Source organism: Photobacterium swingsii (assembly GCF_024346715.1).
Lineage (GTDB): Bacteria > Pseudomonadota > Gammaproteobacteria > Enterobacterales > Vibrionaceae > Photobacterium > Photobacterium swingsii.
Map to the genome: position 1 here is coordinate 1,223,428 of NZ_AP024852.1, position 21,429 is coordinate 1,244,856.

The window sequence follows — 21,429 nt, forward strand, 5'->3', positions numbered from 1 at the left end:
ACCTGTTATCATAAAGCGGCCCGGTATTCTTACCGGGCCGTTTTTTTTGCGTAATAGTTAGCGAGCAAGTGGATATGACCCGCATAAATGGTGCCGATGCTGAGTATATAGCTGTGACTGACCGTGCGATGCAATACGGTGACGGCTGTTTTTCAACCATTCTTATTGAGGGTGGTAAGCCTAAACTTTGGCCTCTGCATCAAGCTCGGTTTGTGAAAACACTCGCAGCTTTATCTATTCCTGAACCTGATTGGGTGATGGTGCTGCAACAAATAGCGACCCTTGCGGCCGAGGTTGCAGAAAAAGGTGTGGTGAAAGTTTTAATCAGCCGTGGTAGTGGCGGGCGAGGTTATAGCCCGACAGGTTGCCAGTCACCGAGCGTGGTTATTTCACAATCGGCATTCCCAAACCATTATTATAAGTGGCAACAAGATGGTATTCAGCTTGGTGTTTGCGATCAAGTACTAGGGCTTTCACCTATGCTTGCTGGCTTTAAGCACCTTAATCGCTTAGAACAAGTTCTACTTAAACAAGAGATAGAATCTCGCCAGTGGCTAGACGCTGTGGTGTGTGATGTATTGGGGCACGTCGTGGAAACGTCTGCATCGAATATCTTTTGGCGCAAAGGTAATACGTTATATACCCCAGACCTGTCAATGGCAGGGGTTTGTGGGGTAATGCGCGAGCATGTTATCGGACTAATCGAAGAGACACCTTATTGTCTGCAGATTGTAAAATCATCACCAGATGCATTGCTTTGCGCAGATGAAGTCTTTATTACTAATGCCTTAATGGCGTTAGTGCCTATTAATAAAATCAATGAACATTCTTTTACTGAGCGCGTTGCGCTTGATGAGTTGAACAAGAGGTTGTATTCGTGTTGAAGAAGTTATTGTTAGTTATCCTAGTATTAGCGGTAGCTGGCGCAGGGGCTATTGGTTGGTCGTATCAGCAAGTTGTGGCGTCTTTGTCGCAGCCAGTAATAAACACGGAAGCGAAGCTATTCACTGTTACTCCAGGTTCTAGTTTTCGAGGTGTCTTGAATCAACTTGACCGTGCTCAAATTATTAAGCAAACGCGCTGGACTCGCTGGGTGGTTAAATTAGAACCAACGTTGGCACAAGTAAAAGTGGGTACTTACCAAATTCCCACTGATCTGACCTTGCATGGTGTATTAGCACTGCTAACAAGTGGAAAAGAGCATCAGTTTGCAATCACTTTGGTTGAAGGTGATCGCTTCTCTGATTGGCTCGCTCAGCTCAGCCAAGCACCGCATATCAAACATGCGACGGAAGGCATGAGTGAGGCGGACATTGCAGAGAAGATTGGCGCAACCACGGACAAGCTAGAAGGCTACTTGTTGCCTGAAACCTACCATTACACTGCAGGTACCAGCGATATTGAAGTATTGCGTCGCTCTTATAAAGCGATGGAGCGTTTATTAGGTGCAGCGTGGCAAGCACGAGATCAGGCCATCCCCCTTAAAAATCCTTACGAAGCACTGATCATGGCCTCTATTATCGAGAAAGAAACCGCCGTCGATAGTGAGCGTACATTAGTGTCATCGGTCTTTATGAATCGTTTAAACAAAGGCATGCGTTTACAAACGGACCCAACGGTTATTTACGGCATGGGGGAGAACTATAAAGGCAATATTCGTAAAAAAGATCTACGAACGCCAACACCGTATAACACTTATACTATTTTTGGTTTACCACCAACGCCTATTGCAATGCCGAGTAAGGCCTCTGTATTGGCTGCAATGAAGCCAGAAAGCAGTGGTTACTATTATTTTGTTGCGGATGGTAATGGCGGTCATAAGTTTTCTAAGTCACTCCGTGAACACAATCGCGCAGTACGCGCCTATTTAAAAACATTAAGAAAGTAATGAACGGTAAATTTATTGTAATTGAAGGCCTTGAAGGGGCAGGTAAAAGCACTGCAATTAATCAAGTTGTGGCGACATTGGCTGCAAAAGGGATCCATGATCCCCAGTCTACCCGCGAACCTGGTGGCACGCCGCTGGCGGAGCAAATGCGCACCTTGGTTAAAGAAGGTCATCCAGATGAGCCTTTAACGGATATGGCCGAACTACTCTTGCTATATGCGGCACGTATTCAATTAGTCGATAACGTGATTAAGCCTGCACTTACAGCTGGTCGCTGGGTGGTTGGCGATCGCCATGACATGTCGTCGCAGGCATACCAGGGTGGTGGCCGTGGTTTTGATAAGGCCTTGATGGAAAATTTGCGTGATACTGTTTTGGGAGATTTTCGTCCTGACTTTACGATTTATATGGATATCGACCCTGTATTAGGGCTTGAACGCGCGCGAGGTCGCGGTGAGCTTGATCGTATTGAACAAATGAACATTGATTTCTTCCATCGCGCCCGTGCTCGTTTTCTTGAATTGGCAGAAAATGACGACAGTATTGTGATTATCGATGCTAGCCAAACACTAGAAGCTGTAACCGCAGATATTACTTCAGCGCTAACCCAGTGGTTGGAGACACAGTAGATGTTATACCCGTGGCAAGAAACGCTATGGCAGCAGTGGCAGCTGTTAATAGGGCAAGGTCGCTTGCATCATGCGATCTTGCTGACAGCGGCAAAGGGCAGTGGACGTGGCGCTTTAGCCCAACACCTCGCGCAGACAGTCTTGTGCTTGAATGGTGGCAATGAGCCTTGTGGTTTATGCCATGCTTGCCAGTTATTTGAGGCAAAAACGCACCCAGACTTTCATTGGATTAAGCCAGAGCAAGAAGGTAAGCAGATCAGTGTTGAGGCGGTGCGTAAGTGTAATCGCTTGGCTATTGAAACCTCGCAGCTTGGCGGAAAGCGCGTTATCTTTATTGAGTCAGCCGATGCTTTAGGTGAGGCAGGGGCAAATGCAATTCTAAAAACATTGGAAGAGCCGCCTCAAAACTGTCAGTTTATTCTGACGGCGCAATCACTCGACAGCCTCTTGCCGACTATCGTGAGCCGCTGTAATAAGTGGCGCTTAAGTGTGCCAGATGAAGCTCAAACAAAGCGTTGGGTTGAACAACAACTGATGCAATCGATTAAGGCAGAATCAGTGCGCCTTAACTGTGGGGCACCATTAGCGACGCTCACGTTTGTAGATCAAGGGCAGGATATACGCCACGGTAAATTGGTTGAGGCCTTTGCCGCTTTTTTACAGCCTCCACATGTTGGTTTATATGATGTGGCTGGTTTGTGTGCCAGTGAGGGCGCCATCAGTTTGCAATGGTTAAGTTTTTTCTTGCTTGATTGCATTAAGTTCCAGCAAGGTGCCGCGGGTTACTTAGTCCACCAAGAATCCGCCACTTGGGTAGAACAAGTCGCGCGAGCCGTGCCAATTGCTGTGCTGATTCGTCAAGCTAGACAGATCAACCAACTCCATCAACAATTACAAAAACACACAGGGCTTAATAGTGAGTTATTGATTGTTGAATGGTTAAGTACATTTTTGAAAGAAGAATAAGACAGAGGAATATAACGTGTTAGTGGATTCACATTGTCACCTTGACAAACTTGACTACGAAAAACTGCATACAGGGATTGATGATGTGTTGGCAAAAGCGAAGGCACGTGGGGTTGAATACTTCCTGTCTGTAGGGGTCACGCTACGTAGTTTCCCGACCATGATGGAAATGATTGAACCGCATAAGAATGTGTTTGCCTCTTGTGGTGTTCACCCTCTAGATATTGATTCAGGCTTAGATTATGAACAGTTTAAAGCCTATGCTCAGCATGAGCGTGTTGTTGCCATTGGTGAGACAGGGCTTGATTACCATTATCAGCCTGAGACAGCGCAAGCGCAGCAAGACATTTTCCGTCAACATGTCCGTGTTGCTGTTGAGTTGAATAAGCCGCTTATTATTCATACCCGAATGGCACGTGAAGATACCATGCGTATCTTACGTGAAGAGGGAGCAGAGAAGTGTGGTGGTGTCTTACATTGTTTTACTGAAAGCCTAGAAATGGCCCAAGAAGCAATTGAACTTGGTTTCTATATTTCCATCTCAGGTATTGTGACCTTCAATAAGGCGAGCGAGCTTAAAAATGTTGTGAGTAATCTACCGCTTGAACGATTACTTGTTGAAACAGACTCACCTTACCTTGCCCCGATCCCATATCGAGGAAAGGAAAATCAACCCGCTTATGTGAAAGAAGTTGCTGATTATATCGGCTTGCTGAAAGGCGTATCCGGTGAAGAGGTAGCTAAAGTGACCACTGAAAACTTCTTCAAACTTTTTTCGCGTGCTAAAAATAACTAACTGATATCAGAGGGGGTTATGTCCCTCTGGTTGTAATGTTTACTTGTTTTGTTGATAATTCGCCAGTGGTATACCTATAACTGGCGAATTATCGGACAAATTAGCCAAATAGCCTCGAAATGTAGTTTTGTTACGTAAAATAACAAGCGTTACAAGATTGAAAACTGCATAAAAATTCCCATTACCTTCTTTTATTTGCTCTTAAATTTATATTTATCAGTACCTTACCTTGATGTGTGGTCTTTCGTTTTTGTGTTTAAGCGCAAAATACAACTGTGATCTATATAATGTTTTGAAATTATATTTCACGCTCTGTTGGTATTTATGATTGTCATCAAGTTATATTTGCAGCCGCATTTTATACTGATGCCGAAATATATAAAAAAGAGGTCTAGCATTATGGCTACGGGGGTATGCCGCTAGTACCGATTTAAATCAAACAATACATCTCACTCAGGAGCACAATATGTTTAAGAACTTATTTGCAAACCTACAGAAAGTCGGTAAGGCGCTTATGCTGCCTGTATCGGTTCTGCCGGTTGCGGGTATTCTACTAGGTGTTGGTGCCGCTAACTTTAGCTGGCTACCAGAAATCGTTTCACACATCATGGAACAAGCGGGTGGTTCCGTGTTTGGCCAAATGCCACTACTATTCGCAGTAGGTGTTGCACTAGGCTTTACAAATAACGACGGTGTTGCAGGTCTTTCTGCTATCGTTGGTTACGGCATCATGGCTGCTACGCTAAGCGTAATGGCAACAGTAATGGGCGTTGAAAGCATCGATACGGGTGTTCTTGGCGGTATCCTAGCTGGTGGTGTTGCTGGTTGGGCATTTAACCGTTTCTTCCGTATTCAGCTTCCTGAATACCTAGGTTTCTTTGCGGGTAAACGTGCTGTGCCAATCATCACAGGTTTCGTTTCTATCGCACTAGGTGTTGTTCTATCTTTCATCTGGCCACCAATTGGCGGCGCGATTGCTTCATTCTCTGACTGGGCTGCAAACCAAAACCCAGTAACAGCGTTTGGTATTTACGGTGTTGTTGAACGTTCTCTGATTCCTTTTGGTCTTCACCACATTTGGAACGTACCTTTCTTCTACGAAGCAGGTAGCTGTGTGAACAATGCAGGCGAGCAAGTAAACGGTATCATGACTTGTTTCCTAACTGCTGATGACGCTTCACGCGCTGCAGGTAACGGTTTCGGTCAACTTGCTGGTGGTTACCTATTCAAGATGTTTGGTCTTCCTGCTGCTGCAATCGCGATTGCACACTCTGCGAAGCCTGAAAACCGCGCTAAAGTTATGGGTATCATGGCTTCTGCTGCGCTTACATCTTTCCTAACAGGTATTACTGAGCCAATTGAATTCTCTTTCCTATTCATTGCTCCAGTACTTTACGGAATCCACGCACTTCTTTCTGGTCTAGCATACGTGCTAACCAACTCACTAGGTGTTGTACACGGTCACACGTTCTCGAACGGTTTCATTGACTTTGTTGTTCAATCTCCTCGTGCAGAGAACATGCTTCTACTAGTAGGTCTAGGTATTGCTTACGCTGCACTTTACTACGTAGTATTCCGCACTGTAATTCGTACTCTTGACCTGAAAACACCAGGCCGTGAAGATGAAGATGAATCATCAGAAGCAGCTGCAACAGGTTCTGAACTAGCGAAAGACCTAGTAATGGCATTCGGTGGTAAAGACAACATCACAGGTCTTGATGCGTGTATCACTCGCCTACGTGTGTCAGTTGCAAGTGTTGAAAACGTAAACCAAGATAAATTGAAGAAACTAGGTGCAGCAGGTGTTGTTGTTGCAGGTAGTGGTGTTCAAGCTATCTTCGGTACTAAATCTGATAACTTGAAATCAGACATGGATGAGTGGATTCGTAACAACTAATACGAATTAACCAGACATAAATATCTAGGGAAGCTTCGGCTTCCCTTTTTTGTGCCTCTGGTTTGGTGACACATGTGTTACTAAGTTTAAACCACGTGCTGTCTTGTATTGTATTGATGTAAAGAGTGAAAGCTTGAGCTAGAGAGGGATTAGTTAGGACGATTGCGTTTGTGGTAGGTAGGGCGTGAAGCGATTCACCTTGTCCAAAGCCAAAGCCAAAGCCAAAGCCAAAGCCAAAGCCAAAGCCAAAGCCAAAGCCAAAGCCAAAGCCAAAGCCAAAGCCAAAGCCAAAGCCAAGGCTACAGAGAGGGATTAAGGGGTAATTAAGTAAGGGCAGATAACAGCGACATGCTTTATCGCTGTTATCGGAATAAAGCGATTAAAGAGAGAGGAAAAACAACATTAAAAAAGGGACCAGTAAACTTAAGATGAAGCCGCTGACAATCGCGATAGGTACGCAACGGATTCCGCCACAGTTTTGGATAACAGGTAGCGTAAAATCCATGGCCGTTGCACCTGCGTAGCCAATGGCTGTACTTGGATAGCGGCGAATCATTAAAGGTATTAGCGTGAGTGCCACCAATTCACGCAGTAGCTCATTTAGGAAGGCTGCGCCGCCATAAACAGGCCCAAGGCCATCACCCATTAAAATCCCTGCTAGAGAGTACCAGCCGAATCCAGAGGCCATAGCTAAGCCATTCTTGACTGGTATGCCAAGAATGAGCGCAGCGATCATGCCTCCCAGTAGAGAAGTTACAATAATAACGGCGGCGATAAGCATACCATTCTTGTTTAATAATATTTGCCTTAGCGTCATACCACTGTTTCGCAGTTGAATACCGATCAAAAATAGCAGGAGCAGTAGAATGATTTCGCTTGCGGTATCGACCCATGAAAGATCCATACCTAGCATTAATCCAATAATGAGGCCGCCTGCAACCACCAAGATTAATCGTACTGATTCCATCATCATATCTTTGAACGGTAGTTTCTTGTGCTGTAACTCCGTTGCAATAGGGAGCAATTTATCAATAAAAGGGAGCGCAATGAGATTACAGGCACTTATCGCAATGAAGAAAGTGGTGGTATAAAGCAAGATGTGGTGGAGGTTCTGACTTAAATTATCTAAGCCTGCAAGGCTTAACCCCATTAACCCTAGAATAACGAGCACAAGCCGACTGGTTTGCTTATTGATGAATTCCAACAGTGTTCCGTTACTGATAGGAATTAAATACCCCACTATAAGGGGTAAGAAAATATAGAACATCCCTGAAAACATACGGTTCCTTGCGTGTAGATTGAAAGTTAACAAGCTGTATGTATAGGCACCATAAATGAAGCTTATTATGACAATAAGCTTGCATTAGTTGGAAGCATAACAAGAAGCTGCTGATTTTCGTAGATTATCAACAGCGTCTAAATAGGGCAATCTAAGATGTGATTATGAAAGGTTAAAGGCCACTATTTTGCATGGCTTCTTTTGTCAGGCCTGTGAACTCGGAGTCTGAGATATTGGTGAGCTCATACATAAGTTCGGCACCATTAAGATCAAGTTCGATCTCATGAGTCTCGATGTCAGTATCATTATTTCTAAACATCAGTAAATGACTCGCCATACGTGCTATCTCAAGATAATAGCTGTTATGGTGTTCAGGGTAATTATGCGGTTTCGTGTTGGTTGCCACCGCCAAAAAATCGTCGTCAAATCCCCAATGCTTAAGGACGGTCTCACTGCTCTGGTCACAGCAGTTCTCAAAAATATACTTGGCAATATCGAGATCTAAGTAGTTACCAGAATCAAGATAGGCTTGATATTCATGAACTAAGCCAAATAGCCCGATATCAGCCAGTAGACCAGCTAAGAGGCACTTATCGATCTCAAGCCTATTTTTGTGCTGGTTTTTATCCGGAAGGCGATTAGCGATTACAGCCATTGTTGCGGCTAATTGCCGAGAGTTTTGGGCGCTGTGCTTGAGAATAGTGTTACATTCAAGGCTGAAATTCGCGTTGTTTTTGAGCTCTTGAATGGCGTAGACAGCAACAATATCTCTGACTCGATGGATGCCCAGTCGAGAAACTGCTGTGAAAATATCGTGGCAAATGACATTACGTCGGTTAAAAATGACGGTATTTGATGTTTTGATGATAAGTGCGGTGATGCTTGGATCATCAAGTAATAGATCTGCGACATCACGTACGGTTGTTTCTTCTTGTTTACAGAGGTCAAGTAGTCGAGCGAGCACTTCAGGGATAGGGGGTAAAATAAGACGGTCATGGCGAATAGCGTCTTTAACAAGTGCGCAAAACTCAGACTCGAGCCCTTTTACAATTTTATTATTTTCAGGTTTTAACCAAAAAAAGGAGACATGATCCATAGAGAAAAAAAACTTGGCAGCTAGCGATTGACCTTATCAATAACACAGCCGTATAAAAGACGGTAACCTTAAATCAAACTTTGTGATAAATCAGTCTAAAGGGGCTATTTTTTGGCGATTCTTTATCCGTGTTGAAAAAGCTTAAGTAAAAATCGGATAGTGAGTTTTGGCGAATCTTGTGCCATTAAAAGTTGCTTATAATGTACCTCTATAGGTACGATTTCTATCCAACGTTGACATACCCAACTGGCATCACGGTAGTTCTGTGCATCATAGTTCGCAGTGTGTTCAGGGTTGGTGGCAAAATAATGCTTTAACTTTTCCGCTAAGCATTCAGTTGCTGAATTGATGGGTAAGAATGGCCATTGATTCATGTTGGTCGCTTCACCACTGAATAAACCATCGTATTCATGATAAACCACAGAGAGCTTCATATTGTGTAGCCCTTCGACCACTATGTTGATTAACCCTGTATCTGTTTGGTTAAAATCAATAATTTTGGCGAGTGTGACTATGGCTGGTAGATTTTTGACAGGATCTGATTCTGTCCCTTCGTTTAACATACAAAGGGCAAATGGACGTTTTTCTGACAAGGCCTCTTTCATCATTCGTATAAAGCGACCCTCTATGACATTAATATCTAACCTTCCACCTGGTAACAAATGATGGGTATGCGGCATCAATGCTATTTTGCTCATGAAGTCGCTCCTTGTTGCTGTGACACTGAATCCACCTTGTTATCAATTCTTTATAATGATTGAAAGTCGCTTCTGATCATCGAGTATTACCATTGTATAACTCGATGTTTTAAGTTGTTGATTTTAAATGACAATGCTCGCTATCTTAGTGGCATTTATATCAATAATCATAGACCTTGTTCTGTTTTAACGCACACGAACATACAAACTTGTCAATAGTGATAAGGTGTTATGCATCTCAAGTTTCCGCTTCTTTTTGGTCACTTTTTGTCTCTTTTCCCTTTTTTTGCATCGCATAATATGCTTGAAATCTCATACTGACTAAGTATTTTGTTGCATATGTAGAGTTCACTCAGTCGATATGGCATAGTCAAATTGTTGACACGGACATTCGGTTTAATACGCACACGCTCACCGCTTATTTTTCAAGAAGAGAGAACAGTTATGTCGTTTAAGGAAGAATATTTCACCTACCTCAGTGGATTTGGCAAGTACGAAAAACGTTCAATGTTTGGTGGGATGGGGGTCTTTATTAACGGAGCTATGTACGCCATTATCACTAATAAGTCATTGTTTTTAAGAGGTGGTGATGCGTTGGATGACCGTTTGAAACAGCTAGGTTGTGCAAAGTTTAAACACATCAAACGTAGCACAACTGCGATCGTTAATTACTACGATATTACGCCGCTCTTTAATGAATCTCGCGAGTTGAGCAATGAATTAGTTGAACACTCGATCCAAATTGCACGCCAAGATAAAGTCGAGAAAGCGGCAGACAAAAACAAACGTATTCGTGACTTACCAAATATGCGTTTAACCTTAGAACGCATGGTAAAAAAAGCCGGTGTGAACGATGTAACCAGTTTTATGGAGCTGGGTGCATCAGAAGTGTTTTGTAAAGTACGCCAAGTACACGGACAAGATTTAGACATTAAGCTATTGTGGATGTTTGCTGGTGCTGTTCAAGGTTGCCATTGGACGTTGTTGAATGATGATCAGAAGTCGAGCTTATTGAGTGCTGTTAATTAGCTCCCTTTTAGTTTTATTGATTTAATGGCCGCTGCACCTGTAGTGGCTTTTGTTGTTATAATGGATGCATACGCCTTTATAATTAAGAATATCAATAACGTATGCAGCTTCCCAAGTTAACAGGCTCCGTCCTTTCTGGTTTACATTGTTTTTTGATTGCCGCCGATCAAATGAGCTTTACCCGCGCCGCAGAAATTTTATGTCTTACTCAAAGTGCGGTTAGTCATAAAATTAAGAACCTTGAAGATAGCCTTGGGGTTCAACTCTTTATTCGTCAGCCAAGAAAGCTCTTGTTAACCGAAGAAGGGAAGCGGCTGAAGGCCGTTGTCGCTCAAAACTTTGGTGATATTGCCCATGAACTGCGTGATTTAAAAACCTTAGAATTAAGTGGCGATTTTAATGTCTCCGTGCCACCCACTTTTGCCCAAACGTGGCTACTTCCTCGCTTAAAACATTTTATTGATAAGTATCCAGCTCTCCGTTTTCATTTGCGAACACGTAATGACTTGGTTGACTTTCAGACAGAGTCATTTGATTGCGCGATTTATTTTGGTCATGGGAAATATGCAGGTTTGCATTCAGAAAAGCTGATGGATGAGAGCATGGTACCCGTATGTAGTCCACAGTATGCGCAAGAGTACTATTTACACAATAATCCTGATTTATTAATAAACTGTATGCTGCTGCATGATGCTGCCCCTTGGGCTCGTGCCGGGCGTAATGATGAATGGCAATATTGGGCACAAACTAATGGTATTCAATTACCTGAAAATAGCTGTACCTTTGATCGTGCCGATTTAGCATTGCAAGCCGCCGAAAATGGTTTGGGGATAGCGATGGGGCGGCACTCCTTTGTTGACCAACAGCTAAAAGATGGTCGGCTTGTTGTACCTTTTGATATGGCGGTTCAGTCACCTTTGAGCTATTACGTTGTTTGCCGGCAAGATGCCACGATTTCACCGCGTATAAAAGCTTTTCAGGAGTGGCTGCATAGTGAAATTGCTGAATTTTAATGGTTCACACTCGATAGCCCCTTGACCCTTATATCACTCGATAGTGATAATAGCGGTATAAGTGTTACTCAGATTAATGATGGAGAATCAATGGCCAAGTTAAGCCTACAAGAGCAAATGCTTAAAGCTGGTTTAGTTGATAAAAAGAAACTAAAAAAAGCAGCGAAAGGCTCGAAAAAATCACGTGTTCAAGCGCGTGAAGCGAAAGCGGCTGTTGAAGCAAATCGAGCGGCGCAATTAGAGCAAGATAAGAACCTAAATCGCCTTAAGAACGAAGAAGTTCAGAAAAAAGAATTTCAAGCACAAGTTAAGCAACTTATCGAAATGAACCGTCTCGATCGTAAAGATGGTGACATCGGTTATAACTTCACCGACGGTACGTTAGTGAAGAAGATTTATGTTGATAAAACAATGCAAGATCAGTTGGTGCGTGGTCGCTTAGCGATTGTACGTTTGGCTGATAGCTACGAAGTCATTCCAAGCGTAGTGGCAGATAAGATTGCACAACGTGATGAATCAAGCATTGTATTGAATAATGTCGTGGAGAACGATGAGCCGGACGAGGATGATCCGTACGCTGATTTCGTGATCCCTGATGATCTAATGTGGTAATGATTGCGTTGTTAAATTTTCAAATAAAGCCCTGAATTTTCAGGGCTTTATTTTTTACGCGAGCTAAGCGTTTTCTTGTTTAGTTTCTACATCAATATGGTCGTTAATGATCACCGCACAAGCGGCATCCCCTGTGATGTTGAGTGCTGTTCGGATCATGTCGAAGATACGATCCAGCGCAAATAAAAGTGGTAGACCTTCGATTGGAATCCCTGCCGATAGTAATACTGCAACCACCAAAAATGAAGGTCCTGGCACACCAGCTTGACCCACAGCGCCTAACGTCGACGTGATGATTATCGCCATATAAGCACTCATGCTTAAATCCACATTGAATATTTGCGCGAAGAAGATAGCGACCAAGCCATAGTAAATGGCGTTACCACTCATATTAATGGTTGCACCTAGCGGCAGTACAAATGAAGCGGTTGAATTTTTTACTTTCAGTTCTTCTTCGCAGACCTCCATCGTCACAGGCAGGGTTGCCATCGAAGATGCTGTTGATAGTGCAACAGCTTGTGGCTTTTTCATTACTGATAGGAATTTCAGGGGCGAGGTTTTGCTGAATACTTTTATCATTAATGGGTAAAAGATAAAGCCGTAAACCAAAATAGCCACGACATAAACAACAAATAGTTTAAATACCACCATCAAGGCACTAAAGCCAAATGTACCCACCGCATCTGCCATCAAGCCAAATACCCCTAATGGGGCGATTTTCATAACAACGTTGATCATCCAAACCATGGCATCGACAATCGCGTTTACACCGTTGATCAGTGGATCGCGACGATCTTTTTCTAATTTGGAAACAGCAATACCAAAGAATAAGCAGAAGACGAGAATTTGCAGGATATTGGCTTCATTTAAAGATTGGAAAACATTGGTTGGGATCATGCCTAGCACGGTTGCCCAGAAGGTAGGCAAGTCACCTTTGTCAGCATAGGCGTTAGAAAACATGCCTTCAACCCCAGAAAGGTCAACCCCGATACCTGGTTGGAACACTTCGCCCATAAAGAGCGCGAGAGCAACGGCGACAGCAGAAGTAAAACCGAAAAAGCCAAGGGTTAATAACCCGACTTTACCTGCTGCTGAACTGTTACCTAAGCCTGCGGCGCCAGATATGATAGCCACAGCGACGAGTGGGATAACTAACATTTTGATTAAGTGAATAAAGATACTGCCAAGCGGGGCGAAGATACTGGCCGTTGGCCCCATCATTGCTCCCACGAGTGTACCGACCACCATAGCGATGACGACTTGGACGCCAATATTATTCAAAAGTCCTTTATTTTCTAACACCTTCAATACCTCTGTCGTGTCTACATTAAACGGTGTAATAAGCCATTAATGGCCCATAGAGAGTAGAGCTTTGTTTTGTATTTGTTGTAATTGTTGACTCTATGTTTTGCGAGTGTGTTTTTACATGTAATCCCTGTGGAGATCAATTCATAACATGGACGATTTTATTTTTAATTGCGCCCTGTGTGAGTACAGCGTGCTACAGGTGTGTTGCAAGTATATGGCGTGAGAGAAAGGTTGATTGAAGTATAGTGGGGAGTAATTAGTGAGGGAGACTAAAAAGAAGTTGTTTGACTATTAATGTGATCTCGTTGCGATGATCATAAAAAGCAGGCCATAGAAGTATGATCTCTATAGCCTGTTGGGGGGGATCGTGGCTTATCGCTGAGTTGCTGCTTTCATTGGAGCGACAAAGCTCGCTAGTTTGCTAAGCATACTTGGGTGATTATCAAGGTTGTTTTCAATGATTTTGACGACAGCCGAACCTGAAATAGCACCAGCGGCACCGGCTTCCACAGCTTCTTTTACTTGCTCTGGGGTTGAAATACCAAAACCAAGAATGGCTGGTGGTGCATTATGCTTTTTCAGGTTATCGAGTAGGTGACCGACAGGCATGCCTGCTTTGGTTTCGGCACCTGTAACACCCGCACGAGAGAGTAGGTAAGTGTAACCGCCGCCTAACTCAGACACGGTTTTTAATGTGGCTTCGTCAGCATTCGGTGGCGCAATAAAGATAGGGTGAACGCCGTGTTTTTCTGCCGCAGCACGAAAGTCAGCGGATTCATTAACGGGAACATCGGCAATCAGTACTGAATCGACACCTGCATTAGCACATTGTTGGTAAAAATTATCGATACCTGCTGAAAACACTAAGTTGGCGTACATGAGTAAACCAATTGGTAGCTCAGGGTATTTAGTACGGATCTGCGCAATCATATCGAAGCAGACGGCAGGTGTTGTGCCTGAGTCAAGTGCGCGAATTGTAGCACCTTGAATGGTGGGGCCGTCGGCCAATGGATCAGAGAAAGGAATACCTAACTCAAGAGCATCGGCTCCTGATTCAACAAGCGTGTCGATAACGCGCATGGATTGCTCAGGGGTTGGGTCACCGATTGTAACGAAAGGAACAAAAGCGCCTTGTTGTTTTTCTGCCAATTGGCTGAAAAGTTGTTGATAACGATCCATTACAGCGCTCCTTTTGCTTCAAGAATGTCGTGAACTGTGAAGATATCTTTATCGCCACGGCCTGATAGGTTCACCACTAATAATTGTTCTTTTTCTGGATTTTCTTCAATCATTTTCATTGCATACGCGAGTGCGTGTGCTGATTCTAATGCTGGGATTATGCCTTCTTTACGGGCGAGAAGTTGGAAGGCATTCAGAGCTTCCTCATCGGTGACTGCGCCGTATTGCGCACGACCAATCGCATTGAGGTGTGCGTGTTGTGGTCCAACAGAAGGGAAATCAAGGCCAGCAGAAACAGAATAAGACTCTTCGACTTGGCCGTGTTCGTCTTGCATCAATGGTGCTTTCATGCCAAAGAAAATCCCTAGCTTACCGTGCTTAAGTGGCGCACCGTGCATATTGGTATCGAGACCTTTCCCCGCAGGTTCGACACCAATTAAGCCCACTTCTTCTTCCTTGATGAAATCAGAGAACATACCAATGGCGTTAGAACCGCCACCCACACAAGCAATCACCGCATCAGGCAGGCGACCTTCTTTTTCTAAAATCTGTGCTTTGGTTTCTTCACCTATGATGTGCTGAAATTCACGCACTATGGTTGGGAATGGGTGAGGCCCCGCAGCTGTGCCAAGTAGGTAATGCGCCTTGTCGTAGCTTGCAGACCAGTCACGCATTGCTTCGTTACAGGCATCTTTTAGGGTGGCTGAACCTGAGTGAACTGGAATAACCTCTGCACCCATCAGTTTCATACGAAAGACATTCGGGCTCTGACGTTCTACATCTTTAGCGCCCATGTACACTCGACATTTTAAATCGAGCAGTGCACACGCAAGTGCTGTCGCAACACCATGTTGACCTGCGCCTGTTTCTGCAATGATTTCACGTTTACCCATACGCTTAGCAAGTAGGGCTTGACCAAGCACTTGGTTGGTTTTGTGCGCACCGCCATGAAGTAAATCTTCACGCTTGAGGTATAACTTGGTTTTTGTGCCCTTGGTCAGGTTCTGACAAAGCGTTAGGGCTGTTGGACGACCAGCATACTCTTTTAGTAGTGAGATGAACTCAGCTTGAAAGCTAGGATCTTGTTGTGCATCAATAAAAGCGTCTTCCAACTGATCGAGAGCTGGTACTAGGATTTGTGGAACGAATTGACCACCAAATTCGCCAAAGTAGGCATCTAACTTGCTCATATTATTTATTGTCCTTAATGCTTTTGATTGCCGCAAATGCCGCAGCCAATTTTGTTTTGTCTTTTTTACCAGGTGCACTTTCAACACCGGAATTTAAGTCCAGTCCGCGGCACCCCAATTGCGTTGCTTCACTGACATTGTCAGGAGAGAGACCACCTGCGAGCAGGATATTCTCTTTGTCAGCCTCTGAGATTATCGACCAATCGAACACCTTCCCCGTACCGCCAGTTTGCTGACCGACTTTGCTATCGAGAAGGTGCTTATCGACTTGCCATCGAGCAAATTCAGGCAGGGAGTCGGTTACGCCATGGGCTTTCCAGATTTCACATTCAGTTGGAAGCTCAGCCTTTAACGTTTGCACATAGTCAGGTGTTTCATCACCGTGTAGCTGAACGGCTGAAAGTGTTAGAGTGTGTGCGGCTTTTGCTATTTGCTCTGGGTCGGCATTTTGGAAAACACCGACGTATTTCAATGGGGCACCACTCATCACCATGCGTGCTTGCTCAACGTCGACATGGCGTGGTGAGGCAGAAACAAAAATCAAACCGCCGTAGACGGCACCACTTTGGTAAGCTGTCACTGCGTCATCGGCATGAGTCAACCCACAAACCTTGTTTTCACCGATCAATACACGACGGACCGCCAGTTCTAAGTTATCTTCCGACATGAGTGAACTGCCGATCAAAAAGCCATTAGCATAGGCAGAAAGATCACGGATCTGCTGGTTGGTATAAATACCTGATTCAGAGATCACTATGGTGCCTTCATTTAAACGCGGTGCGAGTTGTTTAGTACGATCTAAATCGATACTGAGATCGCGTAAGTTGCGGTTGTTGATACCCACTACTTTTGCATTAAGAGTAATCGCGCGCTCAAGTTCTTCTTCATTACTGACTTCAGTTAACACTCCCAATTTTAGGGTCTCAGCCACATTCGCTAGCGTGCGGTATTCGTCATCAGACAGTACCGACAGCATTAGCAAAATGGCATCTGCTTGATAATGGCGTGCCAGATAAACCTGATAAGGGTCAATCATGAAATCTTTACACAAAACAGGTTGAGTCACCTGATTACGGACCTGTGGCAGAAAATCAAAATTACCTTGGAAATACTTCTCGTCGGTTAAAACTGAGATAGCACTTGCATGGTTTTTATATACTTGGGCTATGTAATCAAGATCGAAGTCGTCACGGATCAAACCTTTAGAAGGTGAGGCTTTCTTACATTCAAGAATAAAAGCAGGCTCTTTTTTAGCTAATGCATCGTAAAAGCTGCGATCACTGTGGGAAAGCGTATCAATAAAGCTTTCTAGTGGTTGCTTGGCTTTGCGTGCGTCGACCCAAATACGTTTATCAGCAACAATTTTTGCTAGGACAGTTTCCATAATTAACCTCGTGCTGCTAGTTGTTCAACCAGTGCAAATGCAGAGCCAGCCTGCATAACATCAATGGCTTTTTGGGTGTTGGCTTTGAGATCTTCATGGCCGAATAAGCGCATGAGTAGCGCAACATTGACAGCAACAGCACCTTGCTGAGCATCTGTTCCTTTACCTGTTAAAATATCAGTAATAATGGCGCGATTTTCTTCGGGCTCCCCCCCTTTTATAGCCTCTAGTGGGTGAGTATCTAAGCCAAAATCGGCAGGTGTGAGCGTGTACTCGGTGATCTCACCATTGATAATTTCTGCCACAGTGGTTTCACCATGAATAGCCACTTCGTCAAGTCCGCTACCGTGAACAACGGCGGCACGCTTCATCCCCATCGCTGCCATGGTTTCTGCGATAGGTCGCACAAGGGCTTGATCGTAAACCCCCATTAACTCGATGTTTGGTCGCGCTGGGTTAATCAGTGGGCCTAAAAGGTTGAAGATTGTGCGTGTTTTTAGGGTTTGGCGTACAGGCATGGCGTGGCGAACACCACCGTGATACTCAGGTGCAAATAAGAAGCACACACCTAAATCATCTAAGGCTTGGCGAGCCGTTTCTGGTTTCATTGCTAAGTTAATACCGAACTTATCCAAAAGATCTGATGATCCTGATTTGCTCGATACACCACGGTTACCGTGTTTTGCGACTTTAATTCCGCAAGCAGCAGCAACGAAAGCGGCAGTGGTGGAAATATTAATGGTATTTGCGCCGTCGCCACCTGTACCAACGATATCCCCAAAGTCGTAATCTGGACTTGGAAAGGCATTCGCATTGGCAACCAGTGCACTGGCAGCGCCTGCAATCTCCGCGGGTGTTTCGCCCTTAATTTTTAATGCTGTTAAAACAGCAGAGAGTAGAATAGGTTCGACTTCGCCTTTGATGATGGCATCAAAAAGGGTGTGACTCTCTTGTTGGCTTAGTGATTGCTGGGCATAAATTTTGTCAGCAATATCGTAAATAACAGCATCCATGATGATATTCCTTATTATTCTACGTCTTGATTAACGGCTGGTATTGAAGGCGTGGGTACAAAGGGGGTCGTGACCCAATCTAGCGTGTTAATCAGTAACTGAGCGCCTTGCGTTGTTAAGATAGATTCTGGGTGAAACTGAAAACCACAGACTTTATCTTCATTTTGTGTAACGGCCATAACCAAACCATTAACATCGGCAACAACATCTAAACTATCAGGAACTTGGGTTGCAACCAAGGAATGATATCGAGCAATTGATAATGGGTTAGGCAGTTCGCCAAAAACAGGGTGTTGGTTGTGACGCATCATGGCCGCTTTACCATGCACAATGTCGCCAGCGCCTTCCACTTTACCGCCATATGCTTCAACAATGGCTTGATGGCCTAGGCATATCCCTATCATGGGTACTTTGCCTTTTAGGTGGGTAATCAAGTCTGGCATACAGCCTGCGTCTGCAGGGGCGCCTGGACCGGGTGATAACACCAGCACAGGATTTGTTTTTTCGGCAATGGCTTGTGTCATTTGTTCAACCGTCAAACTGTTACGATAAACAGTAACGGGGTGACCCAGTGAGCGAAACTGATCCACAAGGTTATAAGTAAAAGAGTCGAAATTATCGAGTAGGACAATATGGGCTTTCGTCATAGTCTTAACCTTTTTCTTTATCCCTGAGTGTGGGCTTTGCGAATCGCGCTGATAACGGCTTGTGCTTTGCCACGCGTTTCATCGGCTTCTGCTTGCGGCACAGAATCGTATACCACACCTGCTCCAGCTTGTACGCTAGCAATACCGTCTTCAACGTAAGCTGAACGGATCACAATACAGGTATCCATGTCACCATGACCTGTGAGGTAGCCGACGGCGCCGCCATAACTACCACGACGACGTTTCTCTACGTCACGAATGAGTTGCATGGCACGGATTTTTGGTGCGCCTGTTAACGTCCCCATGTTCATGCAGGCTTGGTAAGCGTGCAGGGCATCAAGATCGCTGCGTAACTGGCCAACCACCCGAGAAACCAAGTGCATGACATGGCTATAACGGTCAACCTTTAGTAAATCGGCAACATAGCGGGTGCCTGCTTCACTGATACGCGCTACATCATTGCGCGCTAAATCAACTAGCATCATGTGTTCAGCATTTTCTTTCATGTCACAGCGCAGTTCTAATTCGATGCGACCGTCTAAATCGAGATTAATCGAACCATCGGCGTTTTTTCCACGCTGCCGTGTACCTGCAATTGGGTAAATCTCGACTTGATTGGTTTCTGTCGAATATTTCAGTGCACTCTCTGGTGATGCGCCAAAGAGGGTGAAATCAACATCTTGCATGAAGAACATGTAAGGACTTGGGTTACCAATCTTTAATTCTTTGTAAGCGACGAGCGGTGATGGGCATGGCAGTGTGAATTGACGAGATGGCACGACTTGGAATACATCGCCTCCAATCACGTATTGCTTCAAATCGGAAACGGTTTGGCAAAAATCAGCGTCACTCACACTTACTTCAGGTTCGCATTGCGCCATTTGAGTTGCTGGTGGAACGGTGGCTGGTGCTAAACACGCCTCTTTGATTTGCTGCAAGCGACGACTTAACTCGAAGTAGCTATTGGTATATTGATAGCCACCAAATAGTGTGGCTTGCAGCTTACCTTTGCGGCGCTGGTGATCGATAACAAGCAATGTCTCAGCAATATAGAATAGGTAATCAGGGCATTTATTATCTTGCTCGACATCGACCAGGGGTTCAAAACCTGCGACCAAATCGTAAGCAAAAAGGCCGCCAAGAAAGAGGGCTTCTTGTGGGTGGCCTGCAGTATCGAATGCATGCTGTACCATCCGCAGTGCATCAAATGAAGAGGCTTGGCGCAAGCGGCTGTCTTCATCCAACGCACGTTCTGCGGTTGGAAATGTTAACGTCAAGCAGTCGGTGTGACGCTGGCGACCCACAGTGTCTGGGATTTTTTGCTCTATGGTTTGTAATACATTCAAACCATTGTCAGTTAACGCTTCTAATCTAACGTCAGTGCCTCGGCAAACAATACGTACCGCAGCATCAATGAGCATTAGGCTTTTAAGATCTTGTTTTGAGTCGACTTCTGCCGACTCCAGCAATAGGTTATGTGGGCGGTCACCGCAAACGGTGTAATATAGCTCAGTGGGCTCCGCTACATAGGGTACATCAAGGCTGAGCACGTCCAGCTCGCCAACGGTGCGTTGGGTTGTGTTCACAGCGTTCTCCCTGCCGCTTCTACAAATGGTTTAAGTTCTTGCATTAATTGCTCAAACATTGGGCCTGTCAGTGCTTGGTGGCCATCCGATAGCGCCTCACACGGGTTTAGGTGTGATTCAACAATTATACCGTCGGCACCAACCGCAGCTGCTGCACGTGATAATGGAATCACTAATTCTCGAACACCTGTACCATGGCTAGGATCAACCACAACAGGTAGGTGAGTACGCTGCTTCAAATAGGCGACCGCATTTAAGTCCAATGTATTACGTGTTGCTGTTTCATAGGTGCGAATACCTCGTTCACACAGGATAATATTGGGATTTCCTGCGTCATAAATGTATTCGGCTGCTAGAAGCAACTCCTCGATAGTGGCTGAAAGTCCACGTTTGAGCAAGACCGGTTTTTGACTTTCGCCCACAGCTTTTAATAATGCGTAGTTTTGCATATTCCGAGCGCCAATCTGTAGGCAGTCAACATATTCACACATTGTATCAACCTGGCTGACTTCCATGACTTCAGACACTGTTGGCATGCCAAGCTGTTCATTTGCTTGCTTAAGGAGTTTTAAGCCTTCAACACCCATACCTTGGAAATCATAAGGGCTGGTACGAGGCTTATACGCCCCACCACGAAGGGCTATAGCACCGTGTTTTTTGACGACTTCAGCCACAGATAACAGCTGTTCTTCTGATTCGACCGAGCAAGGACCCGCGATAACTGCAAACTGATTACCACCAATTGCTGCATTACCGAAACGAACCACAGTATCGTGTGCCTGTACTTCGCGGCTGACCATTTTGTATTTGGTCAGAATTGGTTTGACTGTTTCAACGCATGGGTATGCATCTAGGTTTAGTTTTTGCAAAATACGTTCATCGCCAAGCGCACCGAGTACTATGCGTTCAACACCTGGCATGTAAAGTGGCTTGAGCCCTGCATCTTCAATACGTTGGAGGATTTCTTTTGCTTGAGATTCAGTCGCGGCTGGTTTTAGTACAATAATCATAATAGTGTCCTTGTGAGCATCAACATCGAATTGACATTGGGCTGAAATATGCTGGTAATAAAGTGCTTCGAAAAACAATAGGCCGAAAAAAGCCCGCAATGAGCGGGCTACTGTGTATGCTGTCCGTTAGGTACAGGGAATTACACCGCCCAAGATTGGGAGTGCCACCACCAAGAGAATAAAGCGCAGAGTTGATGATGAATATGCTG

21 protein-coding genes and 1 other annotated feature are annotated in these 21,429 nt (G+C 44.6%); of the genes, 10 read left to right on the forward strand and 11 right to left on the reverse strand.

The features are described from left to right. The first annotated feature begins 74 nt into the window (after positions 1-74). The 7 genes from pabC (at position 75) to OCU77_RS05960 (ending at position 6,492) form a co-directional block, all read left to right on the forward strand. Entirely contained in the window at positions 75-884 is an 810-nt protein-coding gene (pabC, locus tag OCU77_RS05930) for an aminodeoxychorismate lyase (RefSeq protein ID WP_048897008.1), read from the forward strand. Next, entirely contained in the window at positions 878-1,888 is a 1,011-nt protein-coding gene (mltG, locus tag OCU77_RS05935) for an endolytic transglycosylase MltG (RefSeq protein ID WP_107302369.1), read from the forward strand. Before pabC ends, mltG begins: the two co-directional genes overlap by 7 nt. Then, the gene (gene tmk / locus OCU77_RS05940) at positions 1,888-2,517 is read left to right on the forward strand and encodes a dTMP kinase (protein ID WP_048897009.1); all 630 of its coding nucleotides are present in this window, start codon (positions 1,888-1,890) and stop codon (positions 2,515-2,517) included. Before mltG ends, tmk begins: the two co-directional genes overlap by 1 nt. Next, positions 2,518-3,483, forward strand: coding sequence for a DNA polymerase III subunit delta' (holB, locus tag OCU77_RS05945; protein WP_048897010.1), 966 nt, complete (start codon positions 2,518-2,520; stop codon positions 3,481-3,483). Between the two features lie 16 nt (positions 3,484-3,499). Further along, positions 3,500-4,279: a TatD family hydrolase gene (locus OCU77_RS05950; protein ID WP_048897011.1), complete on the forward strand. Its 780-nt coding sequence runs from the start codon at positions 3,500-3,502 to the stop codon at positions 4,277-4,279. Positions 4,280-4,745: 466 nt separating this feature from the next. Next, positions 4,746-6,176: a PTS glucose transporter subunit IIBC gene (gene ptsG, locus OCU77_RS05955; RefSeq protein ID WP_048897012.1), complete on the forward strand. Its 1,431-nt coding sequence runs from the start codon at positions 4,746-4,748 to the stop codon at positions 6,174-6,176. Between the two features lie 184 nt (positions 6,177-6,360). Further along, on the forward strand, positions 6,361-6,492 hold the full coding sequence (locus OCU77_RS05960; RefSeq protein ID WP_261855997.1) for a hypothetical protein: 132 nt from the start codon (positions 6,361-6,363) through the stop codon (positions 6,490-6,492). 63 nt (positions 6,493-6,555) lie between these two features. On the opposite strand, the gene OCU77_RS05965 is transcribed toward OCU77_RS05960, so the two are convergent. From OCU77_RS05965 to OCU77_RS05975, 3 genes are all read right to left on the reverse strand, one after another. Continuing rightward, positions 6,556-7,455: a lysine exporter LysO family protein gene (locus tag OCU77_RS05965; protein ID WP_048897013.1), complete on the reverse strand. Its 900-nt coding sequence runs from the start codon at positions 7,453-7,455 to the stop codon at positions 6,556-6,558. A gap of 172 nt (positions 7,456-7,627) precedes the next feature. Then, positions 7,628-8,551 carry an HDOD domain-containing protein gene (locus tag OCU77_RS05970; RefSeq protein ID WP_048897286.1) on the reverse strand — a complete coding sequence of 308 codons (924 nt, stop codon included), beginning with the start codon at positions 8,549-8,551 and terminating at the stop codon, positions 7,628-7,630. 122 nt (positions 8,552-8,673) lie between these two features. Then, entirely contained in the window at positions 8,674-9,249 is a 576-nt protein-coding gene (locus OCU77_RS05975) for an LON peptidase substrate-binding domain-containing protein (protein WP_048897014.1), read from the reverse strand. A gap of 444 nt (positions 9,250-9,693) precedes the next feature. Here OCU77_RS05975 and OCU77_RS05980 point away from each other — a divergent pair, with 444 nt between their 5' ends. The 3 genes from OCU77_RS05980 to OCU77_RS05990 all read left to right on the forward strand — a co-directional run bounded on the left by OCU77_RS05980 (position 9,694) and on the right by OCU77_RS05990 (position 11,903). Next, positions 9,694-10,278: a TfoX/Sxy family DNA transformation protein gene (locus OCU77_RS05980; RefSeq protein ID WP_048897015.1), complete on the forward strand. Its 585-nt coding sequence runs from the start codon at positions 9,694-9,696 to the stop codon at positions 10,276-10,278. Between the two features lie 101 nt (positions 10,279-10,379). Further along, complete coding sequence (gene dsdC / locus OCU77_RS05985; RefSeq protein WP_048897016.1) at positions 10,380-11,291, forward strand: DNA-binding transcriptional regulator DsdC; 912 nt, start codon at positions 10,380-10,382, stop codon at positions 11,289-11,291. Between the two features lie 90 nt (positions 11,292-11,381). Beyond that, a complete protein-coding gene (locus OCU77_RS05990) occupies positions 11,382-11,903 on the forward strand; it encodes a DUF2058 domain-containing protein (protein ID WP_048897017.1) in 522 nt (173 codons plus the stop codon). Between the two features lie 63 nt (positions 11,904-11,966). Here the strand turns inward: OCU77_RS05990 and OCU77_RS05995 are convergent, their stop codons facing one another. The 8 genes from OCU77_RS05995 to OCU77_RS06030 all read right to left on the reverse strand — a co-directional run bounded on the left by OCU77_RS05995 (position 11,967) and on the right by OCU77_RS06030 (position 21,220). After that, positions 11,967-13,211 carry a dicarboxylate/amino acid:cation symporter gene (locus OCU77_RS05995; protein ID WP_107302370.1) on the reverse strand — a complete coding sequence of 415 codons (1,245 nt, stop codon included), beginning with the start codon at positions 13,209-13,211 and terminating at the stop codon, positions 11,967-11,969. A 372-nt stretch (positions 13,212-13,583) separates the two neighbouring features. Then, on the reverse strand, positions 13,584-14,390 hold the full coding sequence (gene trpA / locus OCU77_RS06000; protein WP_048897018.1) for a tryptophan synthase subunit alpha: 807 nt from the start codon (positions 14,388-14,390) through the stop codon (positions 13,584-13,586). After that, the gene (gene trpB, locus OCU77_RS06005) at positions 14,390-15,580 is read right to left on the reverse strand and encodes a tryptophan synthase subunit beta (RefSeq protein WP_048897019.1); all 1,191 of its coding nucleotides are present in this window, start codon (positions 15,578-15,580) and stop codon (positions 14,390-14,392) included. Before trpB ends, trpA begins: the two co-directional genes overlap by 1 nt. Position 15,581: 1 nt before the next feature. After that, positions 15,582-16,964: a bifunctional indole-3-glycerol-phosphate synthase TrpC/phosphoribosylanthranilate isomerase TrpF gene (gene trpCF / locus OCU77_RS06010; RefSeq protein ID WP_048897020.1), complete on the reverse strand. Its 1,383-nt coding sequence runs from the start codon at positions 16,962-16,964 to the stop codon at positions 15,582-15,584. Between the two features lie 2 nt (positions 16,965-16,966). Continuing rightward, entirely contained in the window at positions 16,967-17,977 is a 1,011-nt protein-coding gene (gene trpD / locus OCU77_RS06015) for an anthranilate phosphoribosyltransferase (RefSeq protein WP_048897021.1), read from the reverse strand. Positions 17,978-17,991: 14 nt separating this feature from the next. After that, entirely contained in the window at positions 17,992-18,624 is a 633-nt protein-coding gene (locus OCU77_RS06020) for an aminodeoxychorismate/anthranilate synthase component II (RefSeq protein ID WP_107302371.1), read from the reverse strand. 17 nt (positions 18,625-18,641) lie between these two features. Further along, positions 18,642-20,210, reverse strand: a complete 1,569-nt coding sequence (locus OCU77_RS06025; RefSeq protein ID WP_048897022.1) for an anthranilate synthase component 1 — start codon at positions 20,208-20,210, stop codon at positions 18,642-18,644. Further along, positions 20,207-21,220, reverse strand: a complete 1,014-nt coding sequence (locus OCU77_RS06030; RefSeq protein ID WP_048897023.1) for a bifunctional 3-deoxy-7-phosphoheptulonate synthase/chorismate mutase — start codon at positions 21,218-21,220, stop codon at positions 20,207-20,209. Before OCU77_RS06030 ends, OCU77_RS06025 begins: the two co-directional genes overlap by 4 nt. Positions 21,221-21,303: 83 nt before the next feature. Further along, positions 21,304-21,399 (reverse strand) — a sequence feature (Trp leader region). Positions 21,400-21,429: the final 30 nt, after the last annotated feature.

Bases quoted from the DNA above. Each gene is read 5' to 3' on its own strand.
- pabC (WP_048897008.1), top strand. From the start codon at position 75: ATGACCCGCATAAATGGTGCCGATGCTGAGTATATAGCTGTGACTGAC.
- tmk (WP_048897009.1), top strand. From the start codon at position 1,888: ATGAACGGTAAATTTATTGTAATTGAAGGCCTTGAAGGGGCAGGTAAA.
- holB (WP_048897010.1), top strand. From the start codon at position 2,518: ATGTTATACCCGTGGCAAGAAACGCTATGGCAGCAGTGGCAGCTGTTA.
- ptsG (WP_048897012.1), top strand. From the start codon at position 4,746: ATGTTTAAGAACTTATTTGCAAACCTACAGAAAGTCGGTAAGGCGCTT.
- OCU77_RS05965 (WP_048897013.1), bottom strand. From the start codon at position 7,455: ATGTTTTCAGGGATGTTCTATATTTTCTTACCCCTTATAGTGGGGTAT.
- OCU77_RS05970 (WP_048897286.1), bottom strand. From the start codon at position 8,551: ATGGATCATGTCTCCTTTTTTTGGTTAAAACCTGAAAATAATAAAATT.
- OCU77_RS05975 (WP_048897014.1), bottom strand. From the start codon at position 9,249: ATGAGCAAAATAGCATTGATGCCGCATACCCATCATTTGTTACCAGGT.
- OCU77_RS05980 (WP_048897015.1), top strand. From the start codon at position 9,694: ATGTCGTTTAAGGAAGAATATTTCACCTACCTCAGTGGATTTGGCAAG.
- dsdC (WP_048897016.1), top strand. From the start codon at position 10,380: ATGCAGCTTCCCAAGTTAACAGGCTCCGTCCTTTCTGGTTTACATTGT.
- OCU77_RS05990 (WP_048897017.1), top strand. From the start codon at position 11,382: ATGGCCAAGTTAAGCCTACAAGAGCAAATGCTTAAAGCTGGTTTAGTT.
- trpA (WP_048897018.1), bottom strand. From the start codon at position 14,390: ATGGATCGTTATCAACAACTTTTCAGCCAATTGGCAGAAAAACAACAA.
- trpB (WP_048897019.1), bottom strand. From the start codon at position 15,580: ATGAGCAAGTTAGATGCCTACTTTGGCGAATTTGGTGGTCAATTCGTT.
- trpCF (WP_048897020.1), bottom strand. From the start codon at position 16,964: ATGGAAACTGTCCTAGCAAAAATTGTTGCTGATAAACGTATTTGGGTC.
- trpD (WP_048897021.1), bottom strand. From the start codon at position 17,977: ATGGATGCTGTTATTTACGATATTGCTGACAAAATTTATGCCCAGCAA.
- OCU77_RS06020 (WP_107302371.1), bottom strand. From the start codon at position 18,624: ATGACGAAAGCCCATATTGTCCTACTCGATAATTTCGACTCTTTTACT.
- OCU77_RS06030 (WP_048897023.1), bottom strand. From the start codon at position 21,220: ATGATTATTGTACTAAAACCAGCCGCGACTGAATCTCAAGCAAAAGAA.